Origin of the sequence: Oceanipulchritudo coccoides (genome assembly GCF_010500615.1) — a bacterium.
GTDB classification, from domain to species: Bacteria; Verrucomicrobiota; Verrucomicrobiia; order Opitutales; family Oceanipulchritudinaceae; genus Oceanipulchritudo; species Oceanipulchritudo coccoides.
The window spans coordinates 146,652-171,275 of the sequence record NZ_JAAGNX010000001.1; the positions used below are offsets into that span (position 1 = coordinate 146,652).

The 24,624-nt window shown below is 55.8% G+C and carries 22 protein-coding genes; 11 read left to right on the top strand and 11 right to left on the bottom strand.

What is annotated here, in order from left to right; translation table 11 throughout:
* Window positions 1–13: 13 nt before the first annotated feature.
* The 5 genes from G0Q06_RS00590 to G0Q06_RS00610 form a co-directional block, all read right to left on the bottom strand.
* Window positions 14–1,513, bottom strand: a complete 1,500-nt coding sequence (locus G0Q06_RS00590; RefSeq protein ID WP_163961412.1) for a carboxypeptidase M32 — start codon at window positions 1,511–1,513, stop codon at window positions 14–16.
* A gap of 63 nt (window positions 1,514–1,576) precedes the next feature.
* Window positions 1,577–2,602 (bottom strand): transporter substrate-binding domain-containing protein, encoded by a 1,026-nt coding sequence (locus G0Q06_RS00595; protein ID WP_163961414.1) that lies wholly within the window; start codon window positions 2,600–2,602, stop codon window positions 1,577–1,579.
* 64 nt (window positions 2,603–2,666) lie between these two features.
* Window positions 2,667–2,831 (bottom strand): hypothetical protein, encoded by a 165-nt coding sequence (locus tag G0Q06_RS00600; RefSeq protein ID WP_163961198.1) that lies wholly within the window; start codon window positions 2,829–2,831, stop codon window positions 2,667–2,669.
* Entirely contained in the window at window positions 2,828–4,591 is a 1,764-nt protein-coding gene (locus G0Q06_RS00605) for an SLC5/6 family protein (protein WP_163961416.1), read from the bottom strand. The genes G0Q06_RS00600 and G0Q06_RS00605 overlap by 4 nt, the downstream gene beginning before the upstream one ends.
* Window positions 4,592–4,648: 57 nt before the next feature.
* Complete coding sequence (locus tag G0Q06_RS00610; RefSeq protein WP_163961418.1) at window positions 4,649–5,482, bottom strand: histidinol-phosphatase; 834 nt, start codon at window positions 5,480–5,482, stop codon at window positions 4,649–4,651.
* A 103-nt stretch (window positions 5,483–5,585) separates the two neighbouring features.
* Between G0Q06_RS00610 and G0Q06_RS00615 the strand changes: the two genes are divergently transcribed.
* Genes G0Q06_RS00615 through G0Q06_RS00635 form a run of 5 tightly spaced genes read left to right on the top strand, consistent with a single transcriptional unit; the run spans window position 5,586 to window position 11,047 of the window.
* The gene (locus G0Q06_RS00615; RefSeq protein WP_163961420.1) at window positions 5,586–7,226 is read left to right on the top strand and encodes a peptide ABC transporter substrate-binding protein; all 1,641 of its coding nucleotides are present in this window, start codon (window positions 5,586–5,588) and stop codon (window positions 7,224–7,226) included.
* 6 nt (window positions 7,227–7,232) lie between these two features.
* Window positions 7,233–8,153: an ABC transporter permease gene (locus G0Q06_RS00620; RefSeq protein WP_163961423.1), complete on the top strand. Its 921-nt coding sequence runs from the start codon at window positions 7,233–7,235 to the stop codon at window positions 8,151–8,153.
* 5 nt (window positions 8,154–8,158) lie between these two features.
* Window positions 8,159–9,076 carry an ABC transporter permease gene (locus tag G0Q06_RS00625; protein WP_163961425.1) on the top strand — a complete coding sequence of 306 codons (918 nt, stop codon included), beginning with the start codon at window positions 8,159–8,161 and terminating at the stop codon, window positions 9,074–9,076.
* Between the two features lie 8 nt (window positions 9,077–9,084).
* On the top strand, window positions 9,085–10,086 hold the full coding sequence (locus G0Q06_RS00630) for an ABC transporter ATP-binding protein (RefSeq protein WP_163961427.1): 1,002 nt from the start codon (window positions 9,085–9,087) through the stop codon (window positions 10,084–10,086).
* Entirely contained in the window at window positions 10,076–11,047 is a 972-nt protein-coding gene (locus G0Q06_RS00635; RefSeq protein ID WP_163961429.1) for an ABC transporter ATP-binding protein, read from the top strand. The genes G0Q06_RS00630 and G0Q06_RS00635 overlap by 11 nt, the downstream gene beginning before the upstream one ends.
* A gap of 57 nt (window positions 11,048–11,104) precedes the next feature.
* Here G0Q06_RS00635 and G0Q06_RS00640 read toward each other — a convergent pair whose 3' ends face one another.
* From G0Q06_RS00640 to G0Q06_RS00655, 4 genes are read right to left on the bottom strand one after another with little or no spacing between them, the layout of a single operon-like run.
* On the bottom strand, window positions 11,105–11,416 hold the full coding sequence (locus G0Q06_RS00640) for a gamma-butyrobetaine hydroxylase-like domain-containing protein (RefSeq protein WP_163961430.1): 312 nt from the start codon (window positions 11,414–11,416) through the stop codon (window positions 11,105–11,107).
* A gap of 35 nt (window positions 11,417–11,451) precedes the next feature.
* Window positions 11,452–12,144 carry a cytidylate kinase-like family protein gene (locus G0Q06_RS00645; protein ID WP_163961432.1) on the bottom strand — a complete coding sequence of 231 codons (693 nt, stop codon included), beginning with the start codon at window positions 12,142–12,144 and terminating at the stop codon, window positions 11,452–11,454.
* Between the two features lie 48 nt (window positions 12,145–12,192).
* The gene (locus G0Q06_RS00650; protein WP_163961435.1) at window positions 12,193–14,133 is read right to left on the bottom strand and encodes an ABC-F family ATP-binding cassette domain-containing protein; all 1,941 of its coding nucleotides are present in this window, start codon (window positions 14,131–14,133) and stop codon (window positions 12,193–12,195) included.
* 51 nt (window positions 14,134–14,184) lie between these two features.
* Entirely contained in the window at window positions 14,185–14,727 is a 543-nt protein-coding gene (locus G0Q06_RS00655) for a chalcone isomerase family protein (protein WP_163961437.1), read from the bottom strand.
* Between the two features lie 87 nt (window positions 14,728–14,814).
* Here G0Q06_RS00655 and G0Q06_RS00660 point away from each other — a divergent pair, with 87 nt between their 5' ends.
* The 5 genes from G0Q06_RS00660 to G0Q06_RS00680 all read left to right on the top strand — a co-directional run bounded on the left by G0Q06_RS00660 (window position 14,815) and on the right by G0Q06_RS00680 (window position 21,455).
* Window positions 14,815–15,576, top strand: a complete 762-nt coding sequence (locus G0Q06_RS00660; RefSeq protein ID WP_163961439.1) for an SDR family NAD(P)-dependent oxidoreductase — start codon at window positions 14,815–14,817, stop codon at window positions 15,574–15,576.
* A 1-nt stretch (window position 15,577) separates the two neighbouring features.
* The gene (locus tag G0Q06_RS00665; protein WP_163961441.1) at window positions 15,578–16,966 is read left to right on the top strand and encodes an MFS transporter; all 1,389 of its coding nucleotides are present in this window, start codon (window positions 15,578–15,580) and stop codon (window positions 16,964–16,966) included.
* Window positions 16,963–17,763, top strand: a complete 801-nt coding sequence (locus tag G0Q06_RS00670; RefSeq protein ID WP_238710177.1) for a DUF1295 domain-containing protein — start codon at window positions 16,963–16,965, stop codon at window positions 17,761–17,763. Before G0Q06_RS00665 ends, G0Q06_RS00670 begins: the two co-directional genes overlap by 4 nt.
* 14 nt (window positions 17,764–17,777) lie before the next feature.
* On the top strand, window positions 17,778–18,806 hold the full coding sequence (locus G0Q06_RS00675) for an SAM-dependent methyltransferase (RefSeq protein ID WP_163961443.1): 1,029 nt from the start codon (window positions 17,778–17,780) through the stop codon (window positions 18,804–18,806).
* A gap of 84 nt (window positions 18,807–18,890) precedes the next feature.
* Window positions 18,891–21,455 (top strand): TonB-dependent siderophore receptor, encoded by a 2,565-nt coding sequence (locus G0Q06_RS00680; RefSeq protein ID WP_163961445.1) that lies wholly within the window; start codon window positions 18,891–18,893, stop codon window positions 21,453–21,455.
* 148 nt (window positions 21,456–21,603) lie between these two features.
* On the opposite strand, the gene G0Q06_RS00685 is transcribed toward G0Q06_RS00680, so the two are convergent.
* Together G0Q06_RS00685 and G0Q06_RS00690 are read right to left on the bottom strand one after the other, a co-directional pair.
* The gene (locus G0Q06_RS00685; RefSeq protein ID WP_163961447.1) at window positions 21,604–22,965 is read right to left on the bottom strand and encodes an L-serine ammonia-lyase; all 1,362 of its coding nucleotides are present in this window, start codon (window positions 22,963–22,965) and stop codon (window positions 21,604–21,606) included.
* 18 nt (window positions 22,966–22,983) lie between these two features.
* Complete coding sequence (locus G0Q06_RS00690; protein ID WP_163961449.1) at window positions 22,984–23,523, bottom strand: L,D-transpeptidase family protein; 540 nt, start codon at window positions 23,521–23,523, stop codon at window positions 22,984–22,986.
* A 5-nt stretch (window positions 23,524–23,528) separates the two neighbouring features.
* Here G0Q06_RS00690 and G0Q06_RS00695 point away from each other — a divergent pair, with 5 nt between their 5' ends.
* On the top strand, window positions 23,529–24,536 hold the full coding sequence (locus tag G0Q06_RS00695; protein ID WP_163961451.1) for an aspartate-semialdehyde dehydrogenase: 1,008 nt from the start codon (window positions 23,529–23,531) through the stop codon (window positions 24,534–24,536).
* Window positions 24,537–24,624 lie beyond the last annotated feature (88 nt).

A 24,624-nucleotide genomic window follows, 5' to 3' on the forward strand; every position in this document is an offset into this window, starting at 1 on the left:
GACATTTGAAAGATTAGGAAGCTGTGTAAAGTGGCAAATAGCGTTCCTTAAGATACCGGACAAGGAACTCGTGGGAAAGTTCCTTTCCAGTCAACTCGTTGATAAATTCAAGGGTAAACTTGCGCCGGCCTTTCGAGTGGATGTTCCGGCGCAGCCAATCGAGAAGGGGCTGAAACTCACCTTTTTCGAAGTGGCTCTCCAAATCCGGGATTTGCCCGAGAATGTGGTACCAGAGCTGGGCGGCGAGGAGGTTTCCAAGGCAGTAGGACGGGAAATAGCCAAAGAGGCCGTCTGACCAGTGAATATCCTGCAGGCAGCCCTCGCGGTTGCTTTCCGGAGTGAACCCGAGGATCCTTTGTGAGGCATCGGCCCATGCTTCCGGCAGGGATTTCGTGTCGATTGACCCATCGAAAAGCCCCTTTTCAAGCTCAAAACGGAGCATGATATGTAAATTGTAGGTCACCTCATCCGCATCAACCCGGATCGGAGTCAGGCCAACTTTGTTGATCGCCCGGTAGAATTGTTCCGACCCGATCTTTTCCAATTGGCTGGGGAAGGCCTCCCGGTAACGCGGCTCCCAGTATTTCCAGAATTCGCGGCTACGCCCGACCTGGTTTTCCCACATCCGCGATTGGGATTCATGGAAGGCCATGCCAACCGAGTCACCAAGGGCGGTCCCGGCAAATTCATCCAACAGGCCCTGTTCATAGAGAGCGTGCCCGGTTTCATGGATCGAGCTGGTGATGGAATCGAGTGGATTGTTCTCATCGAAGCGCGTTGTCATGCGCGTGTCCTGTGGATGGCCCCCGCAGAACGGGTGCACGGCAGTATCAATGCGGCCCCGCTTGAATTCGAAGCCGAGGGTGCCGACGACCTCACGCAGGAAGGCCTCCTGTGCGGGAATGGGAAACCCTTTGAAAATGGAGCTGTCCGGCTGATCCGGGCAGGCGAGAATTGTTTCCACAATCGATTTCAGTTCAGGCAGGAGCTTGGCGAAAACCGGTTCAATGATGGCGCTGGTCATGCCCGGATCGAACTGGTCTACCCAGTAGTCGTAGATGTTCGGTGCCTCGAGAAAGCCCGCTTCCTCTTTGGCAAACTCCAGTTGTTCCTGAAGATACGGCTGAAAGTGTGCGTAATCGTCCTTCTCCCTTGCTTCGATCCAGGCCTTGAATGAAGCGGTGCGGGCTTCCGCCTTGCGGGCGGCAAATTCTGCAGGGATGCGCGTCAGGCGGTCAAAATCCTTGCGGGCGTCCCGGATGACGGCCTTTTGCGCCTCATCGAGATTTGTGGCGTCACTCTCGAGGGTATTCAGTAACTCACCGATCCGTGGGCTTGATGCTTCGCGATGAAAAATCTCGGTAAAAAGCCCCTGTTGTTCGCCGCGCAGGCCGGAACCTTCGGGTGGCATATTGACCGATTCATCCCACGAGAGGAGCCCGCCAATCGATCCGAGCCGATCAAGGCGTTTCAAGGTGGTGAGGAGTTCCTGATAAGCTGCTGAAGTTTTCATAAAAGTATGCCTCAATTGGTGAGCGCATGAATTGCCAGAGGCAATCCAAAAGCCCGACGTTCCCTACTGCAGATACCTTGCCTTGAGCGCATGCCAGCGCGGCTGTTGCAGCAGCATGAGCAGTTCCCGATTGATGGCCTCCCGGAGGGGACTGTTTTCAGGCAGGACAAACCCATAGTCTTCCTGATTATTGAGCAGGTCGATCAGGTAAAAACCGCGTCCCATCTGTTTGGTCAGGAATTGCAGGGTGGGCTTGTCATACACCGCGGCTTCAATTTGAGACGATTCGAAAATTTCCGCAAATTCCCTGAAATTATCGACGTAAACAGGGCGCAACTGGTTGGCTCCAAGCAGGATGTCCGCGGTTGAACCCTCCACGGTGGCTACTCTTTCCGAGCGGAGGTCTTCAATGCCTTCAATCGGCTGGGCGGTGTCCGGAAGGGCAAGGGAGGAAACAATGGAAGCTGTGAAAGTGGACAGGATAATCACGGAGATGAACATCCAGAGCAGGGCGATCAGGCGACCGCCAAGAGATACCGGTGACTTATCCCCGTAGCCGACTGTTGTCATCGTGACCGCGGCCCACCAGAACGCGTCCCCGAGGCCCTCGACCGGTTTGTCACTGAATTGCTCCGGGTTGGCTTTTCGTTCAAAGAAGTAGAGGGTCGCTCCTGCCAAGAGAAGGACAAGGGCAAGGCTTCCCAAGGCGGCCATAAACGGAAGGGATATAAAACTTCGGGCGACCCGGATCCAACGGTTTTCATTTTTCTGTTGGGCGAGAATGGCCAGGTTGGAGCTGAGGAATGGATGTGCAAAATCGAAGCGTTCCTCCCTGCCAGCGGTGATGCTGATGCTGGAGGCGATTATGTCGATTGAGCCGGATTCCAATGAATCAAGGAGGGAGGTTACGGAATTAAATTCCACCCACTCATATTCCCAGCCGAGATCGGCGGCGAGTTGGTCCCAGAGCTCAACCGAAATGCCTTCCCATGTTCCCGAGCTTGTTTTGACGGAGAAGGGAGGGACATCACGCACGCCAACTTTCAGGGTGCGATCGAGTTCGGCGAGGCCCACCAAGGGCGTAAGCATTAGAAGGATCAGCAAAAACCTGGACATGAATCAAAGGGAGTCGATCAAGTGCTGTTCTGGCGACTCAAGAGTTTCCGCGGTCCGCCTTTTCATCCGGGGTCTCTATTTCAAACCCGTGAATGTGTTCGGTCTCGCCGGGCGTGGTCAGGACTTTCCAGATGCACCAGCAAAAGAGGGTTGAAACGGTTCCTACGGAAAGGGCCATTATAATCCATCCACCTGTATTCATGCTTCTTCCTCCTGTTTAGTGGTTGTTTTGATCGCATGGGAAATCTTCTGGAAATAGGCGCTTGAGTTGACGATCAGGAAAACAAAGCCGAAGAGCATCAGGATAACTGCGACGGAGAGCCATGCGACCTGGTTGGGGATTTCCCCGAACAGGTCAGTCACATAGGCCGACGGTCGGGCTTCACCGGTGATCAGGTTGTAGCCGAAGAGATTCTCAGAGACCCAGAAAAAGAAAATAGTCAGGAGAAAGACCGGAGTCACATATTTCATGATCGGGCCAAATATGCGGGGGATCATGATGCTGGCGCCCTTTGAGGCCTCATTGAATCCCTTGGGAATGCCGAAGACCCAGGCGAAGACGATGATTTGCAGAGTTGCCAGAATGAAGATCAGGAAGGTGCCGATCCAGAAGTCCATCGTATCAAGGGCCTTCAGGTCGCCTGAGAAATAGACCACGAAGAGGGTGCCGAGGCCCGTGATGAAGCCGAGGATTGCAACCGATTGGCGCCGGTTGATATCCAGCGCATTTTCCAGGAAGGCAATGCCCGGCTGAAGCATGGACAGGGAGCTGGTCACTGCGGCAAGGAAAAGCAGGAAGAAAAACAGGAATCCGAAAAAGCTCCCCGCCGGCATAACACTGAAAACATTCGGCAGGACATTGAATCCCAAGGCAAAGGTGCTGCCGACTGCTCCGGCCGCCCCAAGAAAGGCCACCGATGCCGGGATGGTGATTAATCCCCCAAGGGCAACTTCACAGAATTCGTTGGCGCTGGTTGCCGCCAGCCCGCTCAAGACGACATCGTCCTTTTCGCTTAGATAACTGGCGTAGGTCATGATGATCCCGAAACCAACCGAGAGGGAAAAGAAAATCTGTCCGGCGGCAGCAAGCCAGATTTGTGGATTCTTCAGCTGTTCCAAAATGCCGATGTGGCGAATTTCAACACCTGGTTCAATGGCTGCCCGTTCCTCCGCCTCAGCGATGAAGCGCTTTCCGAAAACGGGGGTCTCGGTACTCACCAGCTCTCCGGATTCACCGTCGACGCTTGTCTCGACGACCATCACCTTGGTCGGGTTCCACATGAAGCCGAGGCCCGCATTGATCGAATTCTGCGGGGTTGCTGGATCGGGAGTCCCGAGAGTCAGGACCCGCACGAGAATTATGACGGCGAGAACAATCAATGCCGGCATCGCGTATTTGCAGAAAAACTCGATCCCCTTGGAAAGGCCGCGATATATGAGGTAGAAATTCAGCGCAAAACAGAGGAGCAGGAAGATACCGACCTGCGAAATACCCTTGAACCCGAGCCCGCTGCCGTCCGCAGCGGCCCCCGTGAAGGCGACAAAGAAATCGCTGACCTGCGAGGCATCGCTGAAGTTCATCCGCCCGGCCATGAAGTTGACCGCATAACCAAGGCACCATGCCTCGATCAAGACGTAGTACATGTAGATGATAATTGGGATGATGATCCCGATGATTCCGAGGTATTTGCCTGCCGGATGCTTGGTGACGGCGTTCAGGATGCCCACGGTGGTATGGAATCCCCGCTGTCCACCGTAGCGCCCCATCGACCACTCAGCCCAGCAAATGGGAAGCCCGATGAGGAGAAAGGAGATAAAGTAGGCCACCATGAAGGCCCCTCCGCCGTATTGTGCCACTTGTCCCGGAAAGCGGAGAAAATTTCCCAGTCCAACCGCGCTACCCGACACCGCAAGGATGACGCCCAGTCGCGAATTCCATGATTCCTTAACTGCTGTACCCATGTTGGGGCCAGAGATTGCAAAAGGTAAATCCCCATTGCGAGAAGAAATAATTCCCGCTCAAATCCCGACCGTCTGTCTTTGGCCGCCGCGGAAGTAATGGAGCTCTTTCAAGCCCAGTTCCCGGTATTCCTCGATAACTTCCTCAAAGTGCATGCCAACGCGGGCTGGAGTGTGGGAGTCAGACCCGATGGTAAACGGGATTTTCCGATCGAGCGCCCATTGCATGATGAGCGGGTCCGGGTGCACGACAAAATCTCCCTTGATGAGACCGCTGGTGTTGATTTCCAGGCAGACATCGCTTTGCGCCACGACATCGAGAAAGGCTTGGATCTCAGGCTCATAAGCGACCGGATCGAACTGCCCTTCCAGCGTTGAATATACACGGATCACGTCGGGGTGGGAGAGGCTGTGATAGCGCCCGCTGGCAGCGCCTTGGCCGAGGCATTTAAAGTATTCTCGAATCTTCTCCGCGTCGGATGTGCAGTTGTTGGCCGCCAGCCAATCGCGGAAGGCCGGGAGCATGTGATGAAGCGAGCCAAGGACAAAATCGAATGGTTCCGACTGGATGAGAGCCTCCATTTCCACCATGGCCTCTTCATCCGGGTGAATCTCGGCCTCAATTCCGTAAAGGACTTCAACCCCTTTCGATTCACCGTGCACGCGCGCTTCTTCAACCATTTTCCTGTAGCGCGGCATGTCATTCAGGCGCATCCGGATACCCTCCTGGGCAAAGCGGTCCTCCCGCATCGGGATGTGACAGGTAAATGTAATCAGGGAGATTCCGTTTTCGGAAGCGGCATCCACATATTCGATCGTATCGCCCTCTGCGTGTCCGCAGAGAGGCGTGTGCATGTGGCAATCGAAGCGCTTGTGGTTTGGTAGGTCAGGCATTAAAATTCTTTCTTGGCGAGCTGGTTGATGGGGGCAATGTCGCGAGTCCCGTGAGAAACTCAATCGGATTTGCAATTTCTTTGGAAATACTGACCTTGGGGCGATGCAGTCATCCTTTGCTTTAATCATTAACCGGCTGGGTCAACTGGCCTGTATTGGTCTCGGAGGGGTTTTCCTTGCTGGATGCGGTGCGGGCATCCCGAATGCCGATGAGGGCGTCGAACAAGGCATTCTGCTCTTTGGGAATGGAGCGGAGCCCAAGACCCTCGATCCCCAGCGTGCCACCGGAGTGACCGAAAATAAGATAATCTCGGTCCTTCTGGAGGGCTTGATTGCCTACCATCCGACCGATGACAACCTGCCTGAGCCGGGTGTGGCGGAACGATGGGAAGCCAACGAGGACGCCAGCACGTGGACCTTTTTTCTCCGTGAAGACGCCTTGTGGAGCAACGGCGACCCTGTCACAGCCCAGGATTTTGTCTTTTCCTATGAGCGCATGCTCAATCCGGACTTTCCCGGGGAGTATTCCCAGATGCTCTATGTCCTGAAGAACGGGGAAGCCTACAAAAATGGCGAAGTGTCGGATTTCAACGAGGTGGGCGTTGTCGCCGTGGATGATAAAACCCTCCGGATCGAGCTGGTTGGTCCCACGCCTTATTTCCTCAGCATGCTCAAGCACTACAGTTGGTTCCCTGTCCACCCGGCAACAATTGAGGCCCATGGCGGTCCCTTCGACATGAGCGGGACATGGACCCTTCCGGGCAACTATGTCGGGAACGGGGCTTTTGTTCTGGATACCTGGTTGCCCAACCAATACCTCCGGGTCGTCAAGAGCCCGACTTACTGGGATCGCGAGCGCATGCAGCTGAACGAGGTCTATTTCTTCCCGGTCGAGGACGATAACACGGAAAAGCGTATGTTTGATTCCGGGTTGCTGCATGTCACCGGCACGGTCCCGACCAACGACATACCGATCCTACGCAAGACCAAGCCGGATCTGATCCACATTGACGATTACCTTGGGACATATTTTTACCGGCTCAATGTTGAGCGTGAGCCGCTGGATAATCCGCTTGTGCGGAAGGCGCTGAACTACGCCATCGACCGGCAGGCCATTGTCGACAAGGTCTCACTTGGTGATCAAAAGCCTTCAAAAGCCTATGTGCCCGCTGGATTCAAGGGGTTCTCGGCACCGGATGTCCTTTCCTACGATCCCGAGCGTGCACGCGGCTACCTTGCCGAGGCGGGCTACCCGGGCGGGGAGGGCTTCCCGGATTTGTATTTACTTTTCAATACATCAGAGGGCCACCGCAAGATCGCCGAGGCGGTTGTTGCCATGTGGAACAAGAACCTCGGCATCAACATGCAACTGGAGAACAAGGAGTGGAAGGTCTACCTGGATGCGCAGAGTCATCTGGATTATGACATTTCCCGTTCCGGATGGATCGGGGATTACATGGATCCGATCACTTTTCTGGAAATGTTCACCACAGGCAATGGCAACAACGATACAGGGTGGGGTAATGACCGCTATGACTCCTTGATCAATGCGGCCTTCCGTTCCAAGACAGAGGAGGAGCACTTCACCAGCCTTATGGAAGCGGAAGCCATCCTGCTCGAGGAACTCCCGATTGTCCCCCTTTATTCCTACACCCGGATTTACCTGATGGATCCGCGGCTCAAAGGCTGGTCCCCGAAACTACTGGACAACCGTCCCTTCAAATACCTTTATCTCAGCGAGTAGGGATTCATGTTCAAGTTCATCGCCAAACGCCTCGTACAAGCTGTCGTCGTCCTTTTTGTGATCATCACCGTCACCTTTTTCATGGTGCGGTTTGCTCCCGGCGATCCTTTCAGCGCGGAGCGGAAGATGCCTGAACATATCAAGCAGCGCCTGATGGCCCACTACGGACTTGATCAGCCTGTAATGGTGCAATACGCGAATTATCTTGGCCAGCTGGTCAAGGGCGACCTCGGTCCTTCCTTTACGGAAACCCGCTCAGTCAACCAGATCCTTGCCGCAAGTTTTCCTGTGAGTTTTGAACTGGGTGCATGGGCCTTGCTCATTTCCCTGGGAATTGGTTTGCCGATTGGAATTGTCGCAGCCGTTTATCGAAACACCCTCGCTGATTATGTGCCGATGTCGCTCGCGATGATTGGTATATGTCTGCCCACCTTTGTCCTTGGACCGATTCTGGCCCTTGTCTTCGGGGTCTGGCTGGGCTGGTTCAACGTCTCGGGCTGGTTTGTCCCGGCAGACCGCGTGCTGCCGGCCCTGACAATCGGGTTGGTCTATGCGGCCGTCATCGCCCGTATCACCCGTGGCGGCATGCTTGAAGTGCTTTCCCAGGATTTCATCCGGACGGCGGTGGCCAAGGGCGTTCCCTTCTGGCGGGTAATTGTTTTTCACACGCTCAAAGGCGGGCTCTTGCCGGTTGTCACCTTTTTGGGGCCTGCACTTGCCGGAATTATTTCGGGAAGCTTTGTCGTCGAGACCATCTTCCAAATCCCGGGTATGGGCCGCGAGTTTGTCAGCTCCGCTTTTGACCGCGACTACACGCTCGTGCTGGGAACTGTCATTCTTTACGCGGTTCTCATAACCGCTGCCAATCTCCTCGTGGATATTGTGCAAGTCATCCTTAATCCCCGTCTGCGGTTTGAAGATTCCTGATGTCGATGAATACAAATCTCAGTCCCTCGGAAAAACGCCTTCCGGAAGTCGCGGTCGATCTGGATGCCCTTGAGTCGGGAACGTCCCTCTGGCAGGATGCCTGGCATCGCCTTCGCAAAAACCATCTCGCGCTCGCCTCTTTCTGGGTGCTCGTGTTCATGGTCGCCTTTTGTTTTATCGGGCCGTTCCTTTCGCCTCATGACTACCGGAGCAATGATCTCGACAAGACCTTGGTCGGACCGGGTCTGGCGCACCTTTTCGGGACGGACGATCTCGGGCGTGACCAACTGACGCGTGTCATGGTGGGCGGGCGTGTCTCGCTCGGGGTGGGAATCATCGCCACCACGGTCTCGCTTCTGATCGGGGTGACCTATGGCGCTACAGCCGCCTACATCGGTGGGAAAGTGGATGCCGGCATGATGCGGATTGTCGATGTCCTTTACGCACTTCCGTTCACGATTTTCGTCATTCTCCTGATGACCATTTTTGAGCGAAGTATTGTGCTTCTGTTTGTGGTCATTGGCGCGGTCGAATGGTTGACCATGGCGCGAATTGTGCGTGGACAAGTCCTCAGCCTGAAAAAGCAGGAGTTTGTCGAGGCGGCCGTTTCCCTTGGCTATTCGACGCGCAGGATCATTCTGCGGCACATCATTCCCAATGTTCTCGGGGTGGTTGTCGTGTATGCCACATTGACGGTCCCGGCAGTCATGCTGCTGGAGAGCTTCCTGAGCTTTCTTGGACTTGGTGTGCAACCGCCCATGCCTTCTTGGGGAAGCCTGATCAAGCTTGGGGCCGACAACATCCAGTTGTATCCGTACCTGCTGATTATCCCCGCCTTCTTCTTCTCCCTGACTCTCTTTTCCCTGAATTTTCTTGGAGACGGGCTGCGTGACGCGCTCGATCCCAAATCAAGCAAAGACTGATTCCTGAAATGCCGATACTCGACGTCAAGGACCTCAAGACTTACTTCCACACGCGCAACGGAACCGTGCGGGCCGTTGATGGTGTCTCCTTTTCCGTAAACCGTGGGGAGACTCTCGGGATTGTGGGTGAATCGGGTTCCGGTAAATCGGTCAGTTGTTATTCCTTGATGGGGCTGGTGCCTCAACCGCCCGGTCGTATTGAGGGTGGGCAGGCCATTTTCGACGGCAAGACCGATTTGCTCGCTTGCCGCAACAAGGATTTGCAGGCCATTCGCGGCAAGCGGGTCTCCATGATTTTTCAGGATCCGATGACTTCCCTCAATCCGTACCTGCGTGTCTCGACGCAGCTCATTGAGGCCCTTCGGCTCCACGAGGACATCAACAAGAAAGAGGCCCTGGCCCGGTCTATTCAGGCACTTGAAGAAGTCGGCATCACGGAGGCCTCAACCCGGATCCATTTCTATCCACACGAATTTTCAGGAGGCATGCGTCAACGCGTGATGATTGCGATGGCGATGATCACACATCCCGACATTCTCATTGCTGACGAGCCAACAACCGCTCTGGACGTGACTGTGCAAGCGCAGATTCTCGAGCTGATCCGTGAGCGGCAGAAGGCCAACAACAGTGCGGTCATCTTGATCACGCACGACCTCGGGGTTGTCGCGGGAATGTGCGACCGCGTCAATGTCATGTACGCCGGAAAAATTGTCGAGTCGGGGACAGCGGATGATGTATTTCACAATGCCCAGCATCCCTACACGGTTGCTCTGCAACGGAGCATTCCCTCGCTTGGCAGCAAGGGGAAGCCGCTCTACACGATTCCGGGTCTGCCCCCGGACTTGTCGAGGCCGATTCCCGGTGATGCGTTTGCCCTGCGCGAGGGTATCAGCAGCGGGGGCAAGTGGGATAACACGCCACCGCCTTTGAGACAGGTTTCGGAAACCCATTGGGTGCGCGAGTCCGATGTCATCCTTCCACCGCTTGAGGAGGTGCTCGATGGCCGCTGATTTCCTGACACTTGAGGGCGTCAAGACCTGGTTTCCCATTACCAAGGGCATGATCCGCAAAAGGACTATCGGTCATGTGCGGGCTGTTGATGGTATTAGTTTATCACTACAAAAAGGTGAGATTCTCGGCCTTGTCGGTGAATCCGGTTGCGGCAAGACAACCCTGTCGCGGACCATCATGCAGTTGCAGCAGGCGACCGGCGGTCGCATCACGCTTGAGGGGAAAGAGCTGACTAGTCTTTCCGCGGACGAAGTGCGCCAGGAACGTCTGAACTTCCAGATGATCTTCCAGGATCCCTATGCATCGCTCAATCCGCGGATGACGGTATACGACACACTTTCGGAAGCCATCCGCACGCGCCATGACTACAAGGGCCGCGAGTTGGTCAATGCGGTTGGCTCGCTCATGAAGACCGTCGGCCTTAATCCGGCCCAGATGAAGAAATACCCGCACGAGTTTTCCGGTGGCCAGCGTCAGCGAATTGCCATCGCCCGTGCCCTTGCCCCGGAACCAAAACTCATCATCGCTGATGAGCCGGTGTCCGCGCTTGATGTGTCCATCCAGTCCCAGATTCTCAACCTGTTGAAGAACCTGACCGCCGAGATGGGACTCACGATGATCTTTATCTCACATGATCTCTCCGTGGTGAAATATATTTCCGACCGGATTGCCGTCATGTATTTGGGTCGTCTGGTTGAGTTGGGTGAAGCGATGGAGATCATGGACAACGCTTATCATCCGTACACGAAGGCCTTGATCAGTGCCATTCCGGTTCCCGATCCCGAGGTGGAACGGTCCCGCAAACGAATTGTCCTTGAAGGTGATCCGCCGTCACCACTTTTCATGACAGGCGCCGGTGAACGTGACCGCGCTGAGATGACGGAGGTCTCGCCCGGGCACTTTGCCTCGGATCCTGCACCGTTCCTTCAAGAACGGAAGATGGACGAAGCAATTGGCTGAACCGTAGCGGGCGAATTTTTGCCGCGATACCACGAAGCCGCAGGATAAACCTGTCCCCTACATTTCCTTGCTGAGTTCCAGGAGATACTCGAAGGAAAAGAGCCCTGTCTGGTGGCCGTCGCTGAAGATGAAGCGGACGGCATAGCGCCCGACCAGTTCGAAGTCGGTCACCGTGACGCCAGGGAATTCCGTCCGGGGATCGGCCCCGTGAATATTGCCGAAGATATCCGGCTCGCCGATATTGTCGGCGCTGGGGGAGAGGGCGCGCAGGCGCTCCATGGGAAAGTAATCTTCCTGTCCGTCTGGCCACTTGATGGCAACGGTATCACCGATGAGTGAAATTGCTTCGGGTGGAGGGATGGCTGCCATGTGGTCAAAGGACCTGCTGAAGGAAGATTTGTCAATCAGCGCGTACGCAATGTCTGGTAAAGAATCTGTGCTGCCTCGAGATGATCCAGTTTTCCAGTGTTTAGAATGAGATGATAGGCCATCGGATCGTTGACGGCCTCATCAAAGTGCGATTTCACAAAGGCCGCCCGCGCGGCATCGTCCAGCTTGATTGTTTTCAAGGCCTCCTCGTAGGAAATATCCATCCGCAAACTCGCCCGGCTGGCGCGTTTTTCGAGCGGACAGATAACCCGAACATGGACGACGTGCCTCAAGTGCCTCGTGATGATGTGGGCGCCTCTTCCGATAACGATGACATTCCCGATATTGGCGAGTTTGAGGATGCTGTCACAGGTATGATGAAATAATTCCCACTGGGATGGATGCAGCCCAAGGATTTCATTGATCAGTCCGGTGAAGTTGTGGTCCCTGTCCTCCGGCATGTATTTGGCCATTGCCTTGGGAAGGTGGTGATCCTCGAGAACCTTGTGTACAAGATCACGGTCAAACAGGGCCCAGCTGTGCTCACCCAGGCGCTTGTCCTTTTGCAGGAGACGGATCAATTCCTCCGCAATCTCATGGCACCCGCTGTAAGCTTCACGGGATATCGTCAGGGCAAGCGGGGCGCGCGGACTCTCCGGTTGGGGTTGGACAAAGTTGCTGTCGATGAAGGCACGACAGCGCTCATAGGAATGGCTCTGTAGGCTCATGTGTGGAGTTTAGCAGAATGGCGGCTAGCCTCAAGGAAAATGGGTGGCTTACTCCGGATCCTTCTGCAGTTGCTCCAGCTCCGCGCCTGTCTTTTCCCACTGATCCATTTTGCGGGTCAGGTCAGCCTTCCATGTATCGTATTCCTTCACCCCTGTTGCCGTCGCTTCCCCTTGTTCAAAGTAGGATTTCTCGGCCATTTCAACCTCCCGCTGGGCAATCTTCTCCTCAAGGTCCAGGATCTCGGCTTCCAACCGGTCAAATGACTTTTTCAACGGGGCCAGCGCTTGTTGTTGCTGGGCGAGGCGCCGTCGTCGTTCCTTGGGGTTCTCGGCGGATTTTTGCGACTGATAAGTTACCTGTCCCTTGTTCTCGCGGGATCGTTCCTGATCCATTTTCCACATGTAGTCCTCAAGATTGCCGGGAAAGGTGCGCACGCTACCCGGTTGGATCTCAAGGATCTTGTTGACCACGGGATTGAGAAAATGTCGATCGTGGGAAACAACAAACGTCGTCCCGGGAAAAGTCTGAAGGGCCTCCTGCAGGACTGCCTTACTGGCCATATCGAGGTGATTGGTGGGTTCGTCCAAAATGAGGAAATTGGCGGGGCAGAGGAGCAGGCGGGCGAGGGCAAGGCGGTTCTTCTCGCCTCCAGAGAGGACGCTGACCGGCTTGTCCATGTCATCACCGGAAAAGAGGAAGGCCCCGAGAATTGATCGGATATGCGTATTGTTTGCCCGTACCGGCGGACCTGCGGCGACTTCAAAGACGGATTGTTTCTTGTCGAGTTCCTCGCTCTGGTCCTGGGCGAAGTAGCCGACATCGACTTGGTGGCCCAGCTCAATTTTGCCCGCATCGGCTGGCTCGCGCCCGGCAAGGATCCGTGCCAGGGTGGACTTGCCAGCCCCGTTGAGACCGACCACGCCGACGCGGTCGCCCTTTTCAATTTCAAGGGAAAAGTCCTTGAAGACACGGGTTGGGCCATAGGCTTTGTGGATACCCTCGGCAGTAACAACGGTGTGGCCGCTCTTCCGGGAAAGGGGAAACTCAAAATGAATTGTCCGGTCTGCGGATTCCGTCTCAATACGGTCGATTTTGTCGAGTTGTTTGATCCGGCTCTGTACTTGGGAAGCCTTCGAGGCCTTGTAGCGGAAGCGCTCGATGAAGCGCTCTGTCTGGGCAATCTTGCGCTCCTGGCTTTTACGGGTGGTCTCGAGCTGTTCCTGACGTTCCGCGCGTTGTTGGAGGAAGGAGGTATAATTGCCCGTGTAGGGAACCAGATCCGCCATCTCGATGGAAAGGGTGGATTTGCAGAGCTGGTCAAGCAGGGCCCGGTCGTGCGAAATAAGGAGGAGGGCACCCGGATAGGATTTCAGGAATGATTCAAGCCAGCGCAGTGAATCAAGATCCAGATGATTGGTCGGTTCGTCCATCATGAGGAGATCCGGTTCCTCGAGGAGTAGCCGGGCCAGGGCAATCCGCATTTGCCAACCACCGGAGAACTCGCCACAGGAGCGGGTCAGGTCGGCCTTGTTGAAGCCGAGCCCAAAAAGGATTTTCTCCGCCTTTGAGCGTAGCTTGTGGGCTTCAAGATCCTGTAACTGGTTTGTGTAATGCCCGAGGCGATCGAGACATTCCGCGTATTCCTCGGAATCGTGCGAAAGTTGCTGGAGCTCGTCCTCGACGGTCTTGAGGTGTTGCTGAAGAGTCTGGATGTCATTGGCGGCCGCTTCCACTTCCTCGATCACGCAGCGGTCCTGCAGGACAATGCCCTCCTGCGGAAGGTAACCAAAGACGATATCCGACCGCATTTCGATCTCCACCGAATCCGCTTCATGCAACTTGTTAAGGATCTTCAGAAGCGTGGACTTGCCGCTGCCGTTGGGGCCCACCAAGCCGGTACGCGCCTTGGGTTGGACACTGAAGGAGGCATCCCGGAAGAGGGTCTTCGGGCCGTAGGCAAGACTGAGGTTTCGGACGGTCAGCAACATGATGCAGACCGGAGAGTGTGGAACTTATCGCAACTCAGGCAATGGCTTTCGCTAATTTGAGAGCAGTGCCTTCCGAAAGGATGCCTTCACGGCATCTTCCCCCAGCCAGATAGAAAAATAGGCCTTGGCAAAATCAGCACCCTCGACCGTGACCAGCGGTTCTCCATTCAGCTTGAGGGTGGTCCCGTTCCCGGGAGTGTACACCAGAGCGTAGCGATCGCCTTTTTCCACATCCTGATAGGCCTCATTCAGCCGTGCAAGGCGATCCCGGATGTTCTGCCACGTTGTGTCATCCAGATTCCGCTTGAGGATGGAATCACCGCTCTCCCTAAACTGGTCGGCGGTGATGCGAACGTTGTATTGCAGCTCAAGGCATTTCGCCACATCGTCCAGAGCACTCGCTTCAAGATTTCCCGAATCCTGATAAAAAGCGCCCTCGTAGACTTTAAAAAACATCCATCGGAAAGAGCCTTGGCCGACTTTTTGCAGCTCAACTGAGGCCTCGGAAATGTTTTGCGGGAACTGGAAAGTCTTTGCTTCCGCCACAAAGGGGAGCATGGCGAGGAGAAGCAGGGAGATCTGGCGTCTTTTCATTAGGGGCAATATTGCCACTTTGGCGGCTTTTTCAACTAAAGTACCAAGTCTTACTGGCATATTTTCCAAGGTTGAGTAATGTACATAATGACTTCACCATCAGAAACTAAGCGCGTTTTCATTGGCGGAATATCCGGCGGAATCGGTTCAGCCGTGGCAAATGTCCTTTCATCCGAAAATTGGACCGTTGGCGGCTTTGGCAGGCCTTCGGACAAGTGGTCGGAATTTACGGAAAATCATCCGCATCTCAAACTGTATTCGGCGGATGCCACGGATTCGGAGGCCGTTGAGCAGGCTTTCAAAGAGTTCTCCGGGGAAGTCGGTGGCGTTGACGCCTACATCCACGCGATCGGGAGTGTCTCCCTGAAACCCTTGCATATGCTTTCGACGAGCGACTGGGAAGCTGTCCTGTCCACAAACCTGCACAGCGCCTTCTACGCTTCCAAGGCGGCCGTCAATATAATGCGGAAACAAAAGCACGGCGTGATTGTATTGTTCAGCTCGGTAGCGGCGCAGGCGGGCTTGTCCAACCACGAGGCGATTGCCGCTGCCAAGGGTGGTGTTGAGGGCCTTGTCCGCTCAATCAGTGCAACCTATTCCTCCAACGGAATCCGCGCCAATGCCATTGCTCCCGGACTGGTCGAGACACCAGCGACGAGTGCGCTGACATCCAACGAACAGGCCCGACGTATTTCCGAGCGCATGCATCCGGTGGGCCGGATCGGCAATGCCGATGAAGTGGCTTCGCTTGCCGCGTGGCTGGTTTCCGACAAGGGTTCATGGATGACCGGCCAGGTCATTGCGCTGGATGGCGGCATGGGGACAATCGTTCCCAAGCCAAGGGCTTGATATGGCCCTGAACAAGCGGATGAAGGCGGGCTATGGGGCCGCCGAGTTCGGGCTGGCTGGCGGCGAGCTTCTGCTGCAGCTGTATCTGCTCGAGTACTACATCCGTGGGGTGGGGCTCTCCCCAATGCTCGCTGGGATCGCTCTCGCAGTGGCAATTTTCTGGGATGCCGTGACGGATCCGCTGATGGGCGGCCTTGTTGACCGTACTTCCACCCGTCTGGGCCGGTTTGTTCCCTACCTTTTTCTTGGAGGGCTGATTTTTGGCGGCGGGCTTGCGCTGCTCTTCAACCCGCCCGGCGCCGACAGCCAGTTCATATTATTTTTGTATCTATTAATCAGCTACATGATTGTGAATACGGGGCTTACAATCATCGGGGTGCCGCACATCGCCATGGGGGGCGTGCTCTCACCAAACACTCACGAGCGAACAGAGCTCTATGGGTGGCGCCTGATCTTCGGGACCTTCGGGCTCTTTGCCGGGATATTGTCACCGCTGATTGCGGCGAAGGCCCTGCAGGTTGACGTGGCCACGGTTGCGGGTCTGGAGGAGAGCAGGGGATTGGGCAGTATTTACATGGGCGCGGCAGTTGTCCTCACGGCCCTCATCACGATTGTGGCAACCTGGCGCCGCTCGGTCAATTTGCCCGCGCCAACAGACTCTTTTCACTGGAAGGACTTCCTTGCCAACCTGGGCCGGATCCTGCGAAACCCGGTTTTTCTCCCGTTCTTCCTGGCATTTATCCTTGTGGCCATGGGGCGCTCGATGAACTCGACGCTGGCGCTTCCTTATTACAAGGACAGCCTGAACCTGTCCGAGTCGGCGATCCAGGGACCCATACTGAGTGTTTTCACGCTGGTCATTGTGCTCTCCGTTCCGGCATGGGTCTGGTTGGGGCGCCGTTACGGGAAGAAACAACCCGCCTTCATTGGCATGTTTGTCCTTGGTGTCATGTCGATGGTCGCCTATCCGCTTTTCCCGGAGGGTTCAGTTGTTGGTCCAGTCATAGCCGCCGTGATTGGAGGTTTTGCCGTTGGCGCAATCATCCTTGTGGAATCGCTGGTGACGGATATTGCCGACGAGGATTTTGTCCGCAACGGGGAGGACCGGGAGGGAATCTATTTTGGGTTCTGGCGCATGGGACAGAAAGTGGCCCGCTCAATCACACTCGGCTTGACCGGTCTCATGCTCTCCGTAATCGGGTATGAGGAATCCCTTGCCGCACAATCGGAAGATACCGATCGCGCCCTTGCCTGGCTTTTTGGATTGGGCGTGGGGAGCTTGTTTCTCGCGGCCAGTTTCGTTTTTCTCAAGACGCCGATCGATCGGGAAAGACAAGAGTGGATTCAAACAGAAAAATCACGTATATTAGCTGAGCGAGGTAAATCATGAGTATTGCGATGATTGTTTTAACGGGCTGGATTCTGGTGGCCTGCTGTTTTTATCTGTTGTGGAGCCGATCGGTCCGGGAGGCCAACGCGGGCTGGGTTGATGTTGGCTGGAGCCTGACGCTCGTCCTTCTAGTAGGATGGTATGCCGCCTGGGTGGATGGTGTGTTGTGGCGGAAGGGTCTATACTTGCTGATTGCGGGCTTCTGGGGAATTCGTCTCGGGCTGCATATTCTGCGCAGACTTCTTCGCGATGATCACGAGGATCCGCGCTACGCTTACCTGCGCAAGCACTGGGGTGAAATCGCTGACCGGAACTTCTTTTTATTCTTTCAGGCGCAGGGAATTGCCAATCTTCTCCTTACCGCGCCAATTCTTCTCTTGATGCATTTGCCGCGTGCGGATTTGTCGGTTTTTGATTTTCTTGGGACTGCACTGATATTGTTTTCTGTCTTTGGCGAATCAGTGGCTGACCGGCAGCTGGCTGCATGGAGAGCAAACCCGAAAAACAAGGGCAAAACCTGTCGCACTGGCCTCTGGGGTTTGTCACGACATCCCAACTACTTTTTTGAATGGCTGCACTGGGCCGGATATCCAGTCCTGGGGTTGGCTCTTCTCGGAACAAGCATTGGGACATGGTGGCCCCTGACGTTGCTAGGTCCGGCAGTCATGTTCTTACTGCTTGTACAGTTCACGGGAATCCCTTACACAGAAAAACAAGCGATTAAAAGCAGGGGAGATGATTACCGGAAATATCAGAAGGAGGTATCTGCCTTCTTCCCCTGGTTCCCCAAATCTTAGTATAGGTCAATTGAATGAGTGTTATCACTTTAGCTGAAAAACGGCTCTTGCCGGATTTTGTCATCCGTTACGGGATTCGTCGTCTGTTGGCGGCTCGCCTTGCCAATGAAGAACGTATTGGAAAGAACGAGAGCATCGACGCCTTTGTCGGTGAATTAAAGCGGAGCCCGATTGCGACGGAGACGGACAAGGCGAACGAGCAGCATTATGAGTTGCCGCCGCCTTACTTTGAGAAGGTGCTGGGTCCGCGCCTGAAATACAGCTGTGGCTGGTGGTCAGATACCGCTCAAACCCTTGCGGAAAGCGAGGAGGCAATGCTTCGTTTGACCTGTAGCCGGGCGGAGCTTGAATCCGGCCAGCACATACTCGAGCTGGGATGCGGTTGGGGAAGCCTGACTTTGTGGATGGCGGAACACTATCCTGAAAGCTCAATCACGGCGGTTTCCAATTCACGCCCGCAACGGGAGTTTATTCTGAGTCGCGCCAAGGAACGTGGACTGAACAACGTGGCCGTTGTCACCTCGGACATGAATACGTTCAAGGCGGATCGACAGTATGACCGAATTGTCTCCATCGAGATGTTCGAGCACATGAAGAACTATCATCGTCTGCTTGAGAACATCAGTGACTGGCTCCTGCCCGAGGGGAAGCTCTTCGTGCACATCTTCACGCATCGACATTACGCGTACCATTTCGAGGACAGCGGGCGACCGGATGACTGGATGGCGAACACCTTTTTCACCGGCGGGACAATGCCCAGCGATGACCTGCTCCTCCGGTTTCAGGACTACTTGAGAATTGAACGCCATTGGCGGGTGAACGGGAAGCATTACAGCAAGACCCTCGAGGCTTGGCTGAAGCTGCAGGACCAGCGGGAAAAGGAGATTCGGCCAATTTTCGAGGAGACCTACGGCTCTCCCGAGGCGGCCTCGATTTGGATTCAGCGCTGGCGCATCTTCTACATGGCCTGCAGCGAGCTGTTTGGTTACAAGGACGGGAAGGAATGGATGGTCTCCCACTATCTTTTCCGAAAACCTGATTGATTTCGGAAAGGAAATTCCCACAGTCCTGACCTTCCATTGGCCAACCCGGTCATTGGAATTGTTCATTCCCGAAATCAAAACTGCATGAAATTAGATAAACTGTGGCCTGTCTGGGCCATGGGGCTGTTAGCAGCAACCAGCCTTCAAGGGGATAGTGTGGAAAGCCAGGAAGTAATTGAGCTTGAAGCATTTATCGTCGAGGAGACCGCCCGGACACAACTCGAAACCCTCTCTCCGCTCTCGATGCGGATGGACTCGCTCTTCGGCGGGGACCGCACGGTCCTCGAGGTTCCGAGGTCCGTGACCGTCTTGTCGCCGGAATTGATGGACCTCCTGAAAATTGACTCGTATTCCGCCCTCGACAAGTTCGGCGCCGGGACCCAGCGGGCCAACTACTTCGGGCTCGCCGGTTCTGCCTTTGTCCGGGGTGCGCGCGCCGGTACTTATTTCAACGGCATGCTGCGGGCCTACCAGCGCAATGAAATGCCGATGGGTTTTGGAGCTCTCGAAGGGCTTGAAGTCATCAAGGGCCCAGTCCCGGCGGGCTTCAGTCCCACACTGGTGGGCGGTGCCGTCAACCAGCGGCCGAAGGGTCCCTATTTCGACAAGGCCCGCGGCTCGGTTGAGGTCGGCGTTGGCTCATGGGATGAGTATTCCCTGAAGCTGGATTACGGGGCACCCATGACACTCTTTGGCAAGCCCGCTGCTTATCGTTTGTCCTACACCGGCCACCGCTCGGATCGATTCTACAAGAATGTGCCGCACGACTACGATTCCTTCTACGGGTCGGTCAAAATGAAGCTGTCGGAGAGGAACCGCCTGACCTTCGGGGGTGAAGTCTACGACTTTCGCAGCAGTGAAATTCCTGGAATCAATCGACCGACAAAGGAGCTGATAAAAAACCGCCAATATGTGATTGGTGAGCCCGCTGACCTGACCTCCTCCCAGTGGGGCGGGACGGTTGTGCGCCCGCTTTTGCAGTTTCCGTTTTCCCTTGCCGTCAATCCCCAGCTCTTCGCCCTCGCTGTGCCAGGTGATGTGGCCCGGGCGCAGATTGATCCGGCTCTTCTCGTGAACATGCTTAATTTGAACGAGCAATCGGTCATCGATGCACTTTACACGAGTCGCCCGGTTTCTGAAGTGCCACCGTTTGCCACGTTTGCCATCGGGCCGGTGAACGACTTTCTCGCACAAGTCGACAAGTCCACGCAGGATGCATACGTCTATACGCCCGAGTATTTTGCTGCCGGGGGAACAGCGCTCACAACGACCCTTCCCTCGGATCGCGTCCTTGCTGATCCCAACGACAAGGCGGACTCCCGCGACTACATTTTCTTTGCCGATCTGGAGACGCGGCTCGACGGGGATAGCCGCCTGATGACGCGGTTCTTCTTTGAAAATCTCGCCACACGGAAGGCCTCGACCTACGGCTTTGCTTTCAACTCGGACCAGGTCATCCTGAATGGCCGGACGGAGTGGCAGCGGTCATTTGATGATCCGTCTCATTACTTCAATCTGGGACTGGATGTCCGCTTCACGCGGGCTGATGTCCTTCAGGATTTCGATGCGGAACCCTTTGCCCGGCGTGACCTGTCACTGGACACGATCAGTGGGAACTCGATTGTCTACGCCGGCGCGCAACGCGGCCCGGATGGATTGAACAACTGGTCTTCCTTCGGCACGGCCAGCATCTCCTCGGATCTGTTCCAGACCGCTCTTTTTGCCGGTGGAGTCTGGAGGATGCTGGACAAGATCGATTGGCACTACGGGGCACGGATTGAAAATGCGGCATGGGAAATCTCTCTACCGTCAGAGGTTGAACAGGTGCCCGATGCTGACCGTCCAGCTTTTGCCGATGACGGTGACACGACCCTTTGGAGCATTCACTTGAACCCGCAATGGGAAGTTGTGCCCGGTGTGGTTGTCTTTGGCGCTGTTCAATTTGGCAAGGCCCTCGCGCCGGGCGATGGTGGCACCGTCTCCGGTGAGGACAGCTTCACCGATGTGGAACTTTACGAAGCGGGGATCAAGGCCAGCCTGCTTGAAGGCCAGTTGTTTACCACGTTGAGCCTGTACCATTGGGATCAGGCGACTTTCTCCACCCGCGATGCCTCCGCACGCCCACTGCGGGCCAAGGGCGCGGAATGGGAAATGACCTGGTCACCAATTGACTCATTGACTATCCTTGGTGCGGTCACTGCCCAGCGCGTGTATTTAAGAACAAATACACTCGGCTTTGGCGCGATCCCTCAGGACGAGGCAGGATGGGCGCTGAACGGTGGTATCCTGAATGCGACTGGTGGGCGTCCGGCTCCCGATAATCCCGACATGATCTTTGCCGGTGTACCGGAAATTTCAGCACACGTGTATGCCGCGTTGGAATTACCCGGTGGATTCCAGATTTCTGGTGGGCCGATTTGGCGTGACGGGTATTATCACGACATGCAGCGCGCCCTGAAGATCCCAGGTTACGTCCTCTGGTCGGCCCAACTGTCCTATGATGCAGGAGACTGGTGGGTACGCCTGAATGTGGAGAACCTTTTCGACAAGGATTACCTGATCGGGCAGGAACCGGTCTTCTCAGCCGGGACACTCATCCTCCAGGGACAGGAGCGCCAGGTCAACCTCAGTGCGGGAATGCGCTTCTAGGTGCCCAGACGCGTTCCTGCCTTTCTGCGGGAACGACAGGCCGGAGGCCTGTAACACCGTGGAGCAGGTGTCAGGTGTCACAGGCGTCCCCGCCTGTGGATAGCAACACAGGCCGGAGGCCTGTAACACGGAGAGGCCTGTAAGATACTCAGCACTCGACCACATTCACGGCAAGTCCGCCGCGGGAGGTTTCCTTGTACTTGCGGCGCATGTCCTTTCCGGTGTCACGCATGGTCTTGATGACCGCATCGAGACTGACCGTGTGGCGTCCGTCGCCGCGCAGGGCAATACGGGCGGCGTTGATGGCCTTGACAGCTCCCATGGCGTTGCGCTCGATACAGGGAATCTGCACCAGCCCGCCGATTGGGTCGCAGGTAAGTCCAAGGTTGTGTTCCATGCCGATTTCAGCCGCGTTCTCCACCTGCCTTGGTGTACCGCCCATGAATTCAGCCAGTGCACCGGCCGCCATTGAGCAGGCGACCCCGACTTCCCCCTGGCAGCCCACATCGGCTCCGCTGATGGAGGCATTCTCCTTGAAGAGCACGCCGATCGCTCCGGCGGTCAAGAGGAAATTCCGATGCCATTTCTGATCCTTGTTTGAGAGGAAGCGGTCACAGTAGTGCATGACGGCGGGGATGATCCCGGCGGCCCCGTTGGTCGGTGCGGTGACCACCCGTCCGCCAGCGGCGTTTTCCTCGTTCACGGCAATCGCATAGAGATCCACCCAGTCAAGGATGGTCAGGCTGTCCTTCAATGCGGATTCCGGCCTGTCGCGAAGATTTCGATACATGGCTGGGGCGCGCCTGGGTACTTTCATCCCGCCGGGAAGCACGCCATCCTGATTCAGTCCTTGTTCGACGCAGGCCTGCATGGCCTGCCAAACCTTGTCGAGCCGGGCCTGGGTTTTCGTCTTCTCACGCCATGCCGATTCGTTTTGCAGGACAATTTTTGAGACGGCCTTGCCCTCAGTCTCCGCCCATCTGATGAGCTCCTCAGCCGTGCTGAAAGGAAAGGAGGTTTCCGGAGCATCCTGTGAAGCTTTCTTGGTTTCCGCTTCGGTTACAACAAACCCTCCGCCGACGGAGTAGAACACGGATTCAAGGAGGCTTTTGCCATCTGCCGAACGGGCCGTGAATTTCATCCCGTTGGGGTGATAGGGCAGGGAGGTTTTCCGGTTGAAAAGGAGGTCTGTTCCCGGGTCAAAGGCTATTGTCTGCTTTCCGCAAAGCGCCAGGGATTTATCTTTCACGGCTTTCTCAAATTCAGTCGGGAGGCTGACCGGATCAACCGTTTCCGGGGCGCTGCCCCGAAGACCGGCAACAATGGCAAAGTGCGTGCCGTGGCCTTTCCCAGTCATCGCAAGGGAACCGTATAGCTCGACCTGGATCTTCTCGGCTTTCAGGTCGCTCGCTTCTTCTGCGAATCGCCGAGCGGCACGCATCGGCCCGACGGTATGTGACGAGGACGGCCCGATACCGATGGTGTATAAATCCAGTGTGCTCAGTCGCATGATTCTTCTTCCCTGTCCTTAAGTCTTGAATATAAAAACATGTGTCCCCACGGCAATCCTTTCATACAGCTTGGTCAGGGGTTCATCCAGCATCAGGAGGCATCCGGCGGAGATGTTTTCGGGGAAGCGCTCAGGTTTGTTCGTCCCGTGGATGTAAATGTAGCGCTCGAATGAATCGACCCCAGGCCCGGCGTTGAGTCCGGGCTCCAATCCGCGCAAGCGGAGGATGCGGGTGGTCACGAGGCAAGGCTGGTCCGGCCCGGCATCCGGGCGGTCCTGCCAGCGCTCGCCAATCGGCTCGCGCCCGACCATGACCATTCCGGCTGGTTGGCCATCCCCGTGCTTGGCCGCGACTTCATGCAGTCCCCAAGGCGTTCCAAGGGAATCCTGCTCGCAGGAAAGCAGCTTTTTGCTACGGGAAAAAGGGAGGCTCTCAACAAGTTGATCGGCCTGCCAGCGCTGGAGAATTTGCTCGCCAAGAACAGCGATGAGGACATCGTCCGTTCGTTTTAAGCCGTGTCTTTTCAGGCACTTTAAATAGACCTCAAATTCTTTCACGAAAAATGGCAGTATCAGTTGGCATCGTCGGGGCGACCGGAGCGGTCGGCCAGGAACTTATCCGCCTGTTGCACGAGCGGAATTTCCCCTTTTCCTCTTTGAAGGTTCTGGCCTCCGGGCGTTCCGCAGGCAAGGAAATCCGCTATAAAGACGAGACCTTTATTATCGAGGAAGCGACCCCCGAGTCCTTCGACAGGATGGACATCGCTCTTTTCAGCGCCGGGGCGACCATTACCAAGACGCTTGCCCCCGAGGCGGCAAAGCGCGGCTGTGTGGTTGTCGACAACAGCTCCGCCTTCCGCATGGATCCGGACGTACCGCTGGTTGTGCCGGAGATCAATCCGGAGGCGGTCCGTGACCACAAAGGCATCATTGCCAATCCAAATTGCTCCACGGCAATTGCCCTGATGGGCCTCGCCCCGCTGCATCAAGCCTTCGGGCTGAAGCGCTTTGTTGCCTGTACTTACCAGGCCGTCTCCGGCAGCGGAGTCGCTGGCATGCAGGAATTGGAGAATCAGATCAAGGCATGGAGCGAGGGCAAGGATTGCCCGCCGGAAACTTATCCGCATCCGATCGCCTTTAATCTCTTTCCACACGTGGATGTCTTTTTCGATGATGGCTACACCAAGGAGGAGCACAAGATGCTCAACGAGAGCCGCAAGATCATGTCCATGCCGGACTTGCCAGCCACGACCACTTGCGTCCGCGTGCCTGTCATGCGGGCTCACTCAATTGCTATCCATGCGGAGTTTGAACAACCGGTCAGTCTCGAGGCAGCCCGCGAGGCCATTGCCGCCTTTTCCGGTGCAGAGCTCTGTGATGACACGGCCAACAATGTCTACCCGACGCCGCTTCAGTTCTCTGGAAAGAACAAGTGCGGAGTGGGGCGTATCCGTATCGATTCTGCCCTCGATAACGGCCTCGCCTTCTTCGTCGTCGGCGACCAGCTCCTCAAGGGCGCCGCCCTCAACGCGGTCCAGATCGCCGAGGAAGTGGTCCGGTTGCAGGCCTGAGTGGTTCGCTTCAGTTAAGCCCTCCTCTCTATCCGAATTGCCCCTGTAATAATAGAGGTAAGGCCTCGGCCCATTGGCCCTTTCTTGT

Excerpts from the sequence above, each read along its gene's own strand:
- G0Q06_RS00615 (WP_163961420.1), top strand. The coding sequence starts at position 5,586 with ATGCAGTCATCCTTTGCTTTAATCATTAACCGGCTGGGTCAACTGGCC.
- G0Q06_RS00625 (WP_163961425.1), top strand. The coding sequence starts at position 8,159 with ATGAATACAAATCTCAGTCCCTCGGAAAAACGCCTTCCGGAAGTCGCG.
- G0Q06_RS00635 (WP_163961429.1), top strand. The coding sequence starts at position 10,076 with ATGGCCGCTGATTTCCTGACACTTGAGGGCGTCAAGACCTGGTTTCCC.
- G0Q06_RS00590 (WP_163961412.1), bottom strand. The coding sequence starts at position 1,513 with ATGAAAACTTCAGCAGCTTATCAGGAACTCCTCACCACCTTGAAACGC.
- G0Q06_RS00640 (WP_163961430.1), bottom strand. The coding sequence starts at position 11,416 with ATGGCAGCCATCCCTCCACCCGAAGCAATTTCACTCATCGGTGATACC.
- G0Q06_RS00600 (WP_163961198.1), bottom strand. The coding sequence starts at position 2,831 with ATGAATACAGGTGGATGGATTATAATGGCCCTTTCCGTAGGAACCGTT.
- G0Q06_RS00645 (WP_163961432.1), bottom strand. The coding sequence starts at position 12,144 with ATGAGCCTACAGAGCCATTCCTATGAGCGCTGTCGTGCCTTCATCGAC.
- G0Q06_RS00620 (WP_163961423.1), top strand. The coding sequence starts at position 7,233 with ATGTTCAAGTTCATCGCCAAACGCCTCGTACAAGCTGTCGTCGTCCTT.
- G0Q06_RS00675 (WP_163961443.1), top strand. The coding sequence starts at position 17,778 with ATGAGTGTTATCACTTTAGCTGAAAAACGGCTCTTGCCGGATTTTGTC.
- G0Q06_RS00655 (WP_163961437.1), bottom strand. The coding sequence starts at position 14,727 with ATGAAAAGACGCCAGATCTCCCTGCTTCTCCTCGCCATGCTCCCCTTT.
- G0Q06_RS00610 (WP_163961418.1), bottom strand. The coding sequence starts at position 5,482 with ATGCCTGACCTACCAAACCACAAGCGCTTCGATTGCCACATGCACACG.
- G0Q06_RS00650 (WP_163961435.1), bottom strand. The coding sequence starts at position 14,133 with ATGTTGCTGACCGTCCGAAACCTCAGTCTTGCCTACGGCCCGAAGACC.
- G0Q06_RS00605 (WP_163961416.1), bottom strand. The coding sequence starts at position 4,591 with ATGGGTACAGCAGTTAAGGAATCATGGAATTCGCGACTGGGCGTCATC.
- G0Q06_RS00695 (WP_163961451.1), top strand. The coding sequence starts at position 23,529 with ATGGCAGTATCAGTTGGCATCGTCGGGGCGACCGGAGCGGTCGGCCAG.
- G0Q06_RS00630 (WP_163961427.1), top strand. The coding sequence starts at position 9,085 with ATGCCGATACTCGACGTCAAGGACCTCAAGACTTACTTCCACACGCGC.
- G0Q06_RS00680 (WP_163961445.1), top strand. The coding sequence starts at position 18,891 with ATGAAATTAGATAAACTGTGGCCTGTCTGGGCCATGGGGCTGTTAGCA.
- G0Q06_RS00665 (WP_163961441.1), top strand. The coding sequence starts at position 15,578 with ATGGCCCTGAACAAGCGGATGAAGGCGGGCTATGGGGCCGCCGAGTTC.
- G0Q06_RS00685 (WP_163961447.1), bottom strand. The coding sequence starts at position 22,965 with ATGCGACTGAGCACACTGGATTTATACACCATCGGTATCGGGCCGTCC.
- G0Q06_RS00660 (WP_163961439.1), top strand. The coding sequence starts at position 14,815 with ATGACTTCACCATCAGAAACTAAGCGCGTTTTCATTGGCGGAATATCC.
- G0Q06_RS00595 (WP_163961414.1), bottom strand. The coding sequence starts at position 2,602 with ATGCTTACGCCCTTGGTGGGCCTCGCCGAACTCGATCGCACCCTGAAA.
- G0Q06_RS00670 (WP_238710177.1), top strand. The coding sequence starts at position 16,963 with ATGAGTATTGCGATGATTGTTTTAACGGGCTGGATTCTGGTGGCCTGC.